The 13,076-nt window shown below is 47.4% G+C and carries 8 protein-coding genes; 7 read left to right on the top strand and 1 reads right to left on the bottom strand.

Translation table 11 applies throughout. The features are described 5' to 3' along the window. Window positions 1–1,452, top strand: a 1,452-nt coding sequence (ggt, locus tag NK638_RS06155) for a gamma-glutamyltransferase (RefSeq protein ID WP_274632329.1), incomplete at its 5' end; no start/stop codon positions are given. 1 nt (window position 1,453) lies between these two features. On the opposite strand, the gene NK638_RS06150 is transcribed toward ggt, so the two are convergent. Then, entirely contained in the window at window positions 1,454–2,260 is an 807-nt protein-coding gene (locus NK638_RS06150; RefSeq protein ID WP_274632328.1) for an AraC family transcriptional regulator, read from the bottom strand. A gap of 365 nt (window positions 2,261–2,625) precedes the next feature. On the opposite strand from NK638_RS06150, the gene NK638_RS06145 reads away from it, so the two are divergent. The 6 genes from NK638_RS06145 to dnaE all read left to right on the top strand — a co-directional run bounded on the left by NK638_RS06145 (window position 2,626) and on the right by dnaE (window position 13,016). Then, window positions 2,626–3,612: a proline racemase family protein gene (locus tag NK638_RS06145; protein WP_274632327.1), complete on the top strand. Its 987-nt coding sequence runs from the start codon at window positions 2,626–2,628 to the stop codon at window positions 3,610–3,612. 116 nt (window positions 3,613–3,728) lie between these two features. Next, entirely contained in the window at window positions 3,729–4,976 is a 1,248-nt protein-coding gene (locus tag NK638_RS06140) for an NAD(P)/FAD-dependent oxidoreductase (protein ID WP_274632326.1), read from the top strand. Window positions 4,977–5,067: 91 nt separating this feature from the next. Beyond that, window positions 5,068–5,934 (top strand): 4-hydroxy-tetrahydrodipicolinate synthase, encoded by an 867-nt coding sequence (gene dapA / locus NK638_RS06135; protein ID WP_274632325.1) that lies wholly within the window; start codon window positions 5,068–5,070, stop codon window positions 5,932–5,934. 55 nt (window positions 5,935–5,989) lie between these two features. Further along, window positions 5,990–7,486 carry an aldehyde dehydrogenase gene (locus NK638_RS06130; protein ID WP_274632324.1) on the top strand — a complete coding sequence of 499 codons (1,497 nt, stop codon included), beginning with the start codon at window positions 5,990–5,992 and terminating at the stop codon, window positions 7,484–7,486. Between the two features lie 103 nt (window positions 7,487–7,589). Then, the gene (locus NK638_RS06125) at window positions 7,590–9,038 is read left to right on the top strand and encodes an alanine/glycine:cation symporter family protein (RefSeq protein ID WP_201585425.1); all 1,449 of its coding nucleotides are present in this window, start codon (window positions 7,590–7,592) and stop codon (window positions 9,036–9,038) included. Window positions 9,039–9,311: 273 nt separating this feature from the next. Next, on the top strand, window positions 9,312–13,016 hold the full coding sequence (gene dnaE / locus NK638_RS06120) for a DNA polymerase III subunit alpha (RefSeq protein WP_274632323.1): 3,705 nt from the start codon (window positions 9,312–9,314) through the stop codon (window positions 13,014–13,016). Window positions 13,017–13,076: the final 60 nt, after the last annotated feature.

The raw sequence follows: 13,076 nt of genomic DNA, 5'->3' as shown, positions 1-13,076 counted from the left end.
TTTATGATGATTTATGATGCCGAGCAAGGCGAAACGGTGGCACTCGATTATCGCGAAAGAGCCCCAAGCAGCGCCTCACGTGATATGTATCTCGATGAGGACGGCAATGCGGTAAGTGATTTGTCTCGCTTTCACGGCTTAGCTGTCGGCGTACCAGGGACAGTCGCAGGACTGCTCAAAGCGCTAGAAGACCATGGCACCATGAGCCGCGAGCAAGTGATGGCACCAGCGATCGCACTTGCTGAAGATGGCATAGAAGTCACCGCTGGCTTGTCGGAGTCACTAGAAGCCTTAAGCGATCGCCTACAAAAGTGGCCCAGTACCAAAAAAGTGTTTTTTAAACCTGACGGCAGCGCGTATCAACCTGGCGAGCGCTTGTATCAGCCAGAGCTTGCCCGCTCGCTAAAGCTCATTGCCGCGCAAGGCGCTGATGGCTTTTATAAAGGTGAGACCGCGACTAAATTAGTCAAAGCCGTTAATGAGGCTGGCGGCAGTATGAGCTTGCAGGATTTAGCCAATTACGAAGCCATCGCTCGTACGCCTGTGACAGGCGACTACCGTGGTTATGAGATCGTCTCTATGCCGCCGCCCTCCTCTGGTGGTATTCACATCGTGCAGATACTTAACATCTTAGAAGGCTATCCACTAAAAGACTATGGTCACAATAGCGCGCAAACCATTCACCTAATGGCAGAGGCAATGCAACTGGCTTATGCTGACCGTGCAGAGTATTTAGGGGATTCAGACTTTATCGATGTGCCAGCGAGCGGCCTTACTTCTCAAGCCTATGCCGATCAGCTGCGCACCTTGATTGATCCAGACAAAGCCACGCCAGCGAGTACGATTAAAGCCAACAACCCACTACCCTACGAGAGCGACCAAACCACGCATTTCTCTATTGTGGATAAAGACGGCAATGCGATCGCCAATACCTATACGCTCAATTTCTCTTACGGCACCGGTCTGGTTGCAGACGGCACGGGCATATTACTAAACAACGAGATGGACGACTTTTCTGCCAAGCCTGGCACGCCAAATGGCTATGGACTTATCGGCGGCGCGGCAAACGCCGTTGAAGCGGGCAAACGTCCTTTATCTTCTATGAGCCCGACCTTAGTATTTAAAGACAGTAAGCCCTATATCGTGACTGGCAGCCCCGGCGGTAGCCGCATCATCACTACCGTTACCCAAATCATCTCAAACGTCATCGATCATGATATGAATATCGCTGAAGCCACGCATGCGCCGCGCATCCATGACCAGTGGCTACCGGATGAGATACGAGTAGAAAAAGCACTGAATATCGATACGATCAAAAAGCTAGAATCCATGGGACACACGGTCAGTCCAAAAGCCGCTATGGGCTCAACACAGTCGATTATGATAACGCCAAATGGTGTCTACGGCTCCTCTGATCCGCGTATTGTCGATGCAGCGGTGGTCGGGTATTAAGTTAACTTTTTGGTGTCAAATACGCGTGGCGGAACTGAGTAGGCGATATGCCTGTGAACTGCTTGAACTGGCGGCTAAAAGCACTGTGATCGCTGTAGCCGCAGTGCAATGATATCTGAGTCACTGACATTTCAGGATTAGCCAATAACTTCACCGCATATTCCAAGCGTAGCTTTTGTACAAACTGCAGCGGCGACATACTGAGCACTGCCTTAAACGTTCGCTCTAGCTGCGACACGCTCAAATTAGCCAAATCGGCCAATTGAGCAATATTGATTTTCTGATCAAGATGGACGCGTACAAATTGAGCGACTTCAGCCAAGCGAGCGTGTTTACGTAAAACACGCTCATTATCTTCATCGATATCGACCGATATTCCAACCATCGCAACTATTTGTTGGTTGTTATTATAAATAGGCAGCTTATTGGTAATACACCATCCTAATTGACCAGATGCATAACTGTGCAGCTCTAAGTTGTCGACAATCGACTTTCCCTCGCGCAATACCTTCATATCTTGCACCATATAGTCTTTGCCCTGATGATGTGAAAACACCTCTTCTGTGGTGAAGCCTATAATGTCTGCATGCTTATTCAACTGACAACGTTTTAACAGCGTTCTGTTTGCCAGCTGGTAACGCGCCTGCTCATCTTTTACAAAAAAGACAATCTTGGTGAAATTGTCAATCAAAGGCAGCAATAGCGATATATTCCCAACAAATTCATCCATACTTTCTGGATAATAAGACGTAATACTCTCTTGTAGTGACATCACAAGTTCAGTGTTTTCATTTACTTCATCAAGCATAGCGCTTCCTTGTTCTATCAAGCTGAATACACACATTAAACGTTAAAAAACTCTATACGCAATTACCCTCATATTCTATTACACAAAGCTTATATAACAGCATCCACTGACTATTTTTATGAAAAAAAGTCATGTCTTATTTACTCCAAAAATATATTACAACCTTACTAGTGTACACCTGAATACTATGCAGAAATACGCATTTATCCATGAAAAAACAGCAAGACGCTCCATTCAAAAACGTCCATTCTATATATAGACCTTAGCAATTGCGGATTAATGGATGACTGCAAGCTATGCTTGCATTAGCTCTATTGCACAACAATGGAATGTAACTTTTTCAAGGATGAATTAAGGTACCCGTCATGTCTTCTACATTATTTAACTTTAAAATTATCGACTCACATACTGGCGGTGAGCCTACTCGTATGGTCTATGACGGCTTTCCTGAGCTGGTCGGTGAGACCATGCAAGATAAGCTGCAGTATTTCAAACAAAACTTTGACCATCTGCGCCAAAGTATCATCTTAGAGCCACGCGGCAATGATGTCCTTGTCGGTGCACTACTCCTTCCTGCAATTGATCCTAAAGCCACAGCGGGCGTTATCTTTTTCAACAATGCTGGTTATTTAGGTATGTGCGGGCACGGCACGATTGGTGTCGTCGCATCGCTGGCTTATCAACAAAAAATCACGACTGGCACACATTGGTTTGAAACCCCGGTGGGTTTAATCAAAACAACCTTGCATGATGATGGCAGCTGTAGCATCCAAAACGTCCCTTCTTATCGTTATAAAAAACAAGTTGAGGTTCAAGTCCCTGAATTAGGCCTTATCCGTGGCGATATCGCTTGGGGTGGCAACTGGTTCTTTTTAGTCAGTGAGCATGGACAAGACATTCAAGCAAATAATGTCGCAAAACTGACTCAAGTAACCATGCAAATTAAGCAAGCATTAATCACTGCTAATATCACAGGCGAAAACGGCGGCGAGATTGACCATATCGAGCTGTTTGCCGATAGCAATGATGCTCAAGCAGATAGTAAAAACTTCGTCCTATGCCCAGGTGCGGCGTACGACCGCTCACCTTGCGGTACCGGCACCAGTGCCAAACTGGCCTGCCTTGCTGCTGACGACCTCTTAGCGCCTGGTCAAATCTGGCGCCAACAAAGTGTTGTTGGCAGCGTATTTACCGGCAGCTACCAACATGCCACTGATCTCAACAATACAGAGTCTACAGCCTACCCTGAGCACACGATTATCCCAACCATCTGTGGTCATGCCCATGTCTGCGCCGAGACCACACTGATTGTACAAGAAGACGACCCATTCAAATGGGGCATTTCTTGCTAAACACTTGTTATGTACTTATTAAGCAATTGCTAAAAAACTATTAAGCATATGCGAAACCACAGATAGCAATAAATTGGTCAGCCAATGTTTATGCATGAGTATTATCGAGAGATCCTATGAGCACCTCACACTTCGACATTCATATTATTGGTGGCGGCATTATCGGTCTTGCGACTGCGGTGACGTTACAAGCGCGAGGCATCAAGGTCGCATTACTCGACGCCAATGAAGTCGGTCAAGGCGCATCATTAGGTAACGCCGGTCATATCGCTGCCGAGCAGGTTTTTCCGATTGCCGATGCAAGTATGCTTCGCCATATCCCAGCCATGCTCTTTAACCCAACAGGGCCATTACGTATAGACTGGCGCTATCTGCCGCGCTTAATGCCTTGGGCAATACAATTGCTCATGAACATGCGCCCTGAGCCATTTGAGCGCATTCATCAGGCATTAATGACCCTTAATCAGAGCAGCATTCAAACTTGGCAGGATTTTGCTAATCAGTGGAAACTAAACGATTGGGTACACATTGAAGGCTCATTATTAACGGTTGAAAAACCCGTTAGCGTGTCGTTATTAACCGCACATGGCAACCGTCTTAACGAGATTGGTGTGGCAAATGAGTTACTCAGTCAAAAAGAGCTGTTGGCGCGTGAGCCTGCCTTACAAGATAACCAGTTGGCGGCGTTGTTCTTTCCAAATACCGGTCACATCACCAATCTAAAATCCGTCATGAAACAGCTTCACAGTACCTTTAGACAGTTAGGGGGTCATACGATTGAACATTGCCGTGTACTGGATGCAGCCGTGCATCCAGACGGTATTCGTCTAACCACCAGTCAAGGCGATATGACAGCATCTAAGGTCATGCTATCTGCCGGTGCTCACTCAAAAACATTGGCGAGGAAACTCACTGGTGTGACGGTACCGTTAGATACCGAGCGTGGCTATCACCTAATGCTACCGCATGAGCCGCAGCGTTTGCAGATACCCGTATCCAGTATGGATCGGCGCTTTATTATGACACCGATGCAAGAGGGCTTGCGTTTGGCTGGCACTGTGGAATATGCAGGACTTGACGCGCCAGCAAATATGAGGCGAGCTCACATGTTATTGCAACAAGCGCAGCCCATGTTAAAAGCACCATTAAATGCAGCAGACAGTGTGCCTTGGATGGGTTTTCGACCTTCAACAGCGGACTCACTACCCATCATAGATAGGATTGACAAGGTGTTTTTAAACTTCGGGCATCAACATTTGGGCCTAACGCAAGCTGTCGTCAGCGCACGAATGGTCGCGGAACTATATTTTGATGAGCCCCCTGTGATAGATCCAAAACCATATCGACTTAACCGTTTCAAATAAGCAGTTTATGACTGCCGTGTAGCAAGCAAAAAACCAACCGATTCAATATTGAATCACCATTATTTAAATCACTACTAACAAGGAAAGACTTATGAATATTAATGGAATCTTAGTCCCAATCGTTACCCCATTTGACCATAACGGTAACGTTGATGCGCAAAAATTAACGGCACTGGTCGAAGCCTTTATCGATAAAGGCGTTGCCGGTATCGTCGCTTGCGGTACTACTGGTGAATACTACACGTTTTCAGATGCTGAGCGTGAGTTGGTGTTGACCACTATTGCTGAAGCTGCAAAAAATAAAGTGACCCTTATCGCTGGTATTAACAGCTTATCAACCGATCATTCTATTGAGCTTGCCACACAAGCAAAAACCTTAGGTTATGACGGGCTTATGCTGTCTGCCACCCCTTATAGCTTACCTGAGCAAGATGGCATCATCGCTCACTTTGAAAAAGTAGCCGATGCCAGCGAGCTACCAATCATCATGTACAACTTCCCGGACCGTGTCGGCGTTGCCATTGAATTTGACACGGTTGCTCATCTAGCCAAGCACCCTAACATCGTCGGCGTAAAAGAAAGTAGCGGCGACTTTAGCCATGCGCTACGTATGCTACAAGCTGATTTTGATGACTTTGAAGTGGTCTGTGGCTGCGATGATCAACCCGTTGACTTCTTCTTTTGGGGTGCAAAAAGCTGGATCGCAGGCGCAGCAAACGTCTTTCCAGCCGAACAAGTCGCTCTGTTTGAGGCCACCCAGCAAGGCGACTGGGATAAAGCCAAGCAAATTATGAGTGAGATTTATCCTGCCATTCATTCTATGGAGTCTGGCAACTACAACCAAAAGGCCAAAGCGGGATGCTTAAACGGCACTATGGATGTTGGCTCAGTTCGCGTACCACTCACGGACATGCCAGCAGATGAGAAATCAGAGTTTTTAGCATTGCTGTCTAAATAGCACTCAGCTTAGTAAAAGAACTGTTAAGGATAACTTAGCAGACAAGGATTAAAAAATGAGCACTAAAGAACAAATCACTAAAGAGCAAGTATTCGAGCAAGCAAAACAACAAAAACTATGGGCAGGTCACTTAATCGCCGCCGAAAGTCTATCAACAGAGACTTTAGACAATTATACCCCTATTGATAACAGCGTCATCGGTCAAATCGCCTCAGGCAACGCCGATGATGTTGACATTGCCGTCAAGGTCGCACGCGATAGCTTTGAGAATGGTGAATGGCGCCGTCTAGCACCAGCTGAGCGTAAAGCCATCATGCAGCGCTGGTGTGCGCTCATGCACGAACATAGCGAGGAACTTGCAGCATTAGATTGTGTGGATGCGGGCAAACCCATTACCGAATGCCTAAATACCGATATCCCAGCGACCATTGAGACTTTTGAATGGTACGCCGAGGCCGCTGATAAGGTTTTCGGTAAAGTGGCTCCAACTGGCAGCGCCGCTTTAGCTTTCATCGTACAAGAGCCTATTGGCGTCGTCGGTGCGGTGTTACCTTGGAACTTTCCAGCCCAAATGTACGCTTGGAAAGTCGCCCCTGCTCTCATCTCAGGCAACTCCGTCATTGTCAAACCCGCTGAGCTGACCTCCCTATCCGCCTACCGCTTAACCGAACTCGCCTACGAAGCTGGCGTGCCAAAAGAAGCCTTACAGCTGGTCTGTGGTCTTGGGGAAAACGTCGGTGCAGCACTCGGTCAGCATATGGATGTCGACATGGTGTCATTCACTGGCTCAACAGAAGTCGGACGTCTGTTCTTACAATACGCGGCACAAAGCAATTTAAAGGAAATCGTCTTAGAGTGCGGCGGCAAGAGCCCGCAAGTCGTCTTTGATGACGCCGTACTTGATGACGCCGCCATCAATGACATCTTGTCTGCAGCGTTTTGGAACATGAGTGAAAACTGTAGCTGCGGATCACGTTTGATCGTACATAGCAGCCAAAAAGCAGCTTTACTTGAAAAACTTAAAGAAGGTCTAAAAGACTGGAAAGTTGGCTCACCTTATGATTCAAGTACTGCCATTGGCCCGATGATCGAAAAAGCACATTTCGACAAGGTGAGTCATTATCTACAAACCACCAAAGATGAAGGCGCAACGCTTGTTGCAGGAGGCAACATCCATTCAGAATTGGGCAGCGGTTGGTATGTCGAGCCTACTATTTTTGACAATGTCAGTCCCGACATGACTTTGTTTAATGAAGAGGTATTTGGTCCCATCCTTGCCGTCACTAGCTTCGAGACTGAAGAAGAAGCCATTAGTCTTGCCAATCAGTCTAGCTATGGTTTGGCGGCGTCATTTTATACTCAAAACATCAAGCGCGCGTATCGAGTCGCTTCAGCCATCAAAGCGGGCACTGTCTCTATCAATGGCTTTTCAGAAGGCGATATCACCACGCCATTTGGCGGCTATAAACAGTCAGGATTCGGCGGACGTGATAACGGTCTAGAAGCGTTAGAGCAATACACACAGACTAAGACTATTTGGGTGGTCAATTAATAGAGCTTTGCAACACGTACGGTCATATTAACGCGCTTAATGTGACCGTATTTCATATCAAAACAATTGAATTATTTAGTCAAACTTACAAGGAAGTAAGGTCATGGAAGCAATTATTAACGCCATAGTCGGCTATATCTGGAGTGATGCGTTAGTTTATTTGGCACTCGGTGTCGGTATTTATTTTACAATTATGACCCGCGGTGTACAGTTCCGCCATTTTAAAGAGATGATCAAGTTATTATTTGACAAGCAAAATTCACATAGAGGTATTAGCTCATTCCAAGCCTTTTGTATGGCGTTGTCGGGTCGTATTGGTGTTGGTAACATTGCTGGGGTTGCCACGGCCATCGCAGCTGGCGGACCTGGAGCTGTATTTTGGATGATTGTGATGGGGCTGCTGGGCGGTGCAAGTGCCTTTATTGAATCCACTCTTGCGCAGGTATACAAAGACGATGTAGATGGTCAGTACCGTGGTGGTTCGCCATTTTATATTGAGCGCGGCCTTAAGATGAAGCCTTTTGCCATTGTCGTTGCTGCCGTTACTTGTCTGTCTTATGGCGTATTGGTTCCCGGCGTTCAAGCCAATACCATCGCTGACTCCTTTCAGACCGCTTTTAATATCCCCTCTTCGGTGACTGGTATAATCATTGTGGCGCTATTGGCCATTATTATATTTGGTGGTGTCAAACGCATTGCCAGCTTTGCTGGTACTATTGTACCTTTTATGGCGATTGGTTATATTTTAATGATGGTCATCGTCTTAGCCTTTAATGCATCCAACATACCTGCCATGTTTGCCCTTATCTTCAAGAGCGCCTTTGGAATGGACGCTGTCTTTGGCGGCATCGTTGGTACTGCTATTTCTTGGGGCGTACGCCGCGCGGTATTCTCCAACGTCGCCGGTGCTGGCGAGGCGACTTTTAGCTCCGCTGCTGCTGAAGTATCACACCCAGCCAAGCAAGGTTTGGTGCAAGGCTTTTCGATTTATATTGACACCGTTCTCGTCTGTACTGCGACCGCACTGATGATCTTATCTACAGGTATGTACAATGTCATTCCGGCAGAGGGCATGACGTTGGTTGAAAACATGCCAGGTGTGGCCGCTGGTACCGCATTTACACAAGCGGCGGTATCAACCGTATTTAGCCAATATGGCAGTGGCTTTGTGGCCATTGCTATCTTCCTATTTGCTTTTACCTGCTTGATAGCTTATTACTATATCGCCGAAACTACCTTGGTATTTTTGGATAGCAAGCTACGTTATCCTGTATTAAAGCCAATACTAAAAGTTGTATTTTTGATCATCTGCTTTGCTGGTAGTGTGCAATCAATCGGCATGATGTGGGCACTTGGTGATATTGGCTTCGGTAGTATGTGTTACTTAAACTTCATTGCTATCCTACTGCTTAGCAAAACCGCATTAAAAGTTCTAAAAGACTACGATGAACAGAAAAAATTAGGACTTGATCCAATGTTTGATCCTAGAAAAGTAGGTATCGAAAACGCAGATTTCTGGATAGAGTATAGTGATAAGTACGGTAAGCGTTAAATATTGGTAAAAAACCTCGTTTTACTTCCTCTCAAAGCCTTTTATATCAGCATAGTATAAAAGGCTTTTTTCATATCAGCACCTGCCAGCAAAGACAGGCTGTTTCTTATGGCACCCACCGAAGCTATAGCTGTCAACAGCAAATAATGCTATGATATTCAGCTCAATTGAGCATTTGCGACAAAGGCTTTTACGGCCTAAACTTCCCATGTAAACCACGCAAAATCCGCTAATAAAACCTATTGTTATTGACCGCACCAATAAGAGTCCTCTATGGCATTTGTACACCTTGGCATTCACAGCGAATACTCCATCACTGATTCTATCGTGCGCATAAAGCCGCTGATTAAAGCGGCGGCAGCTGACAATCAGCGTGCGCTGGCGTTGACTGACCTCTCCAATCTGTACGCAACGGTGAAGTTTTATCGCGCTTGTCTTGGCGCTGGCATCAAGCCCATCATCGGCAGCGAAGTCATCATGGACGATGAAGACACGAGACTGACGTTACTGGCTATGGATAATGAGGGCTATCAAAACATCACTCGTATCGTCTCGCTGGGCTTTACCGAGGGCCGCGCTGATCCTGCCAATCATGGCATCCCTATCGTCAAGCGTAGTGACATCCTTGCTCATGCCGCCGGCGTTATTGTCTTGTTTGGCGAAAAATCAGACGTCGGTCATGCGCTAGTCAGCTCTATGCCAGAAAATGCCGACGTGCTGATCACAGAATGGCAGGCGCATTTTGCTGATCGCTTGTACTTTGCGATCAAGCGCACCAACCGCTCAGGCGAAGACGCTTTTATCAAAGCGGCTATCCACGCTGGTGCCAAGCATCAACTGCCCATTATCGCCCACAATGACGTGCGGTTTTTGGAGCAAGAGGACTTCGATGCTCACGAAGCCCGCGTCTGTATCGCAGGCTCGTACGTACTGGCTGACCCTAACCGTCCGCGCTTGTATTCAGATGAGCAGTATCTAAAAACCCAAGACCAAATGGCGCAACTGTTTGCCGATATTCCGCAGGTGGTCGACAATACCATCCGCCTAGCCACCCGCTGTAATGTGACACTAACGCTAGGCATCAACGTGTTGCCTGACTTTCCTGTACCAGAGGGCGAGACCATTGAGTCTTTTTTTCGGGCAGAATCACAGCGCGGTCTTAATCACCGATTGGACAAGCTCTTTCCTGTGGAAGCGCGTGACGAGAGCTGGAGCGACTTTCGTAAGCAGTACGATGAGCGTTTAGTGTATGAGCTAGAGATTATCTTATCGATGGGCTTTCCTGGTTACTTCTTAATCGTTATGGACTTTATCCGCTGGGCCAAGGCCAATGGCGTCCCTGTGGGGCCAGGTCGCGGCTCTGGTGCCGGCTCTTTGGTTGCATATGCGCTCAACATTACCGATCTCGACCCCATTCATTACGACCTATTATTCGAGCGCTTCTTAAACCCTGAACGTGTCTCTATGCCCGATTTCGATATTGACTTTTGTATCGAAGGTCGCGACCGTGTCATCGATTATGTAGCGCAAACTTACGGCCGTGAAGCGGTCTCACAAATCATCACCTTTGGTACCATGGCGGCAAAAGCGGTGGTGCGTGATGTGGCGCGGGTACAAAGCAAGTCATACTTTTTGGCCAATAAAATCTCTAAATTGATTCCAAAAACACCTGGCATCACCTTGTCTCAAGCACTCGAGCAAGAACCGCAGCTCAAAGACTTAATCTCCAATCCTGATAACATGGATTATGAAGATGCCATCGAGATTTGGGAGATGGCGGTCAAATTAGAGGGCGTGTGCCGCAACGTCGGCAAGCACGCCGGTGGTGTCCTCATAGCCCCGCATAAAATCACTGACTTTAGCGCCATTTACTGTGACGATGAGGGTCATCGCGTTAGCCAGTTTGATAAAGACGATGTCGAAGATGTCGGTCTGGTAAAATTTGACTTTTTGGGCTTGCGTAACTTAACCGTCATTAATGCTGCGGTAGAAAACATCAACCAACGCCGCGCACGCGAAGGCAAAGACGCGCTGGTACTAGAAGATTTACCGTTAGATGACAAAAAAACCTACAAACTCTTGCAAGAAGCAAAGACCACGGCTGTCTTTCAGCTAGAGAGTATGGGTATGAAAAAATACTTGGCCAAGCTGCAACCGACCAACATCGAAGACGTCATCGCCATGTGTGCCCTCTACCGCCCAGGGCCACTCGATGCCGGTATGGTAGAGATGTATATCGACCGTAAGCACGGCCGCGAAGAGGTCATTTATGACCATCCCAACCTTGAGCCAATTTTGCAAAACACCAACGGCGTTATTGTCTATCAAGAACAAGTCATGCAAATCTCGCAGGTCATGGCCGGTTACAGTCTCGGCGGCGCGGATATGCTACGCCGCGCCATGGGTAAGAAAAAACCTGAAGAGATGGCCAAACAGCGTGATATTTTTGTCACGGGTGCTACCGATCAAGGTATCGATGAGGTCACCTCAGGCGGTGTATTTGATTTGATGGAGAAGTTCGCCGGTTATGGTTTTAACCGCTCGCATTCTGCTGCTTATGGCGTCCTTGCTTATCAGACCGCTTATCTCAAACAGTACTACCCTGCCGAATTTATGGCTGCGGTACTGACATCCGATATGAACAACACCGACAACGTGGTGTTCTTTATCAATGACTGCCGTGAAAACTTTGGATTGACTGTAGACAATCCATCGGTAAACCGCAGTGAGTGGCACTTTGTCGCTGATACGCCGACCAATATTATTTATGGACTTGGCGCGATTAAAGGCGTCGGTGAAGGTGCGGTGGAGTCTATCGTCGATGCGCGCCGCCGCGGTGGGCCGTTTAAAGACTTATATGACTTTTGCCGCCGCGTTGATATCAAAAAAGTCAATAAACGTACGCTTGAGGCATTGGTCAGTGCTGGCTGTTTTGATGACTTTGCCGCGACGTTGCGACCAGACTTACCAAGTGACGCCGCCTACGAGATTCGCGGCGCGCTGATGAGTCAGCTGCCAAGCGCAGTACAAGCCGCGGAGCAAGACCGCCAAAACAATGAGCTTGGCATGATGGACTTGTTTGGCGAGATGGACGGTGTGGTCGCCGCCCCACCACTCAAAATGACGCCAGAGCTGATCTGGGGTGACAAGCACCGCCTCAAAGCAGAAAAAAACACACTAGGACTGTATCTGACTGGGCACCCGATCAATGAGTACTTGGATGAGCTAAAACGCTATACCTCTGGTGCTCGCCTTGATAAGCTCACAGACACAGGCTATAACGGCAGCTGCTACTTTGCAGGCCTTATTATCGATATTGCCAACTTTGGCAATCGAAATGTCATTACCTTAGATGATGGCACCTCACGATTAGAGGTCAGCTGCTATGCTGAGCGTTTCAATCGCGTCAAAGACCAGTTGAAGGTGGATGAAGTGGTCATTATCAAAGGCAGTATCCGGGAGCGTGACGGGCGATTGTTTGCCCGTCTAGATAACGCCATGAGTATGGTAGATGCGCGTCTGCGTTGGCTCAAAAAAATCAGTATCAAAATCCACGGCAGTGACACGCGCCTACTCTCACGCCTACAGCCGCTACTCAAGTCCGCCCAAGCAGATATCATCCCCGCGCCTAGCTTGACCCAGCAAGATGAGCCAGACGATACGACCTTCAATGGCAGCTATGATCCTGCGATGGGTGGGAGCTTATATGATGAGGATGGCAATGACTTATTGGCGCTAGAGCATGACATGCAACAAGACGCGCTGCAAAATGGCAGCCCTTATAGCAATAATGCGCTGAGTAACACTGACGCCTCCATTCATGATAACTGTCTGCCGCTTGGCCTGAGCATTTATGAAACGTATGGTATCGCCAATGTGGGACTCTCTGAGCATTGGCGCATCTATCCAAACGATGACAACTTGCAACAACTAAAAAGCATGGTGAATGAGGACAACTTACATTTTCACTATAGCTGACGCTGGGCTTTTAGCCGTGGCCTCTTATAGCGATGTCTACTCTATCCCTTGACGATAGCA

This window comes from Psychrobacter sp. A3 (assembly GCF_028823565.1).
Lineage (GTDB): Bacteria > Pseudomonadota > Gammaproteobacteria > Pseudomonadales > Moraxellaceae > Psychrobacter > Psychrobacter celer.
The sequence above is the reverse complement of the archived record's forward strand: the minus strand, read 5'-3'. Positions and strand labels throughout refer to the sequence as shown.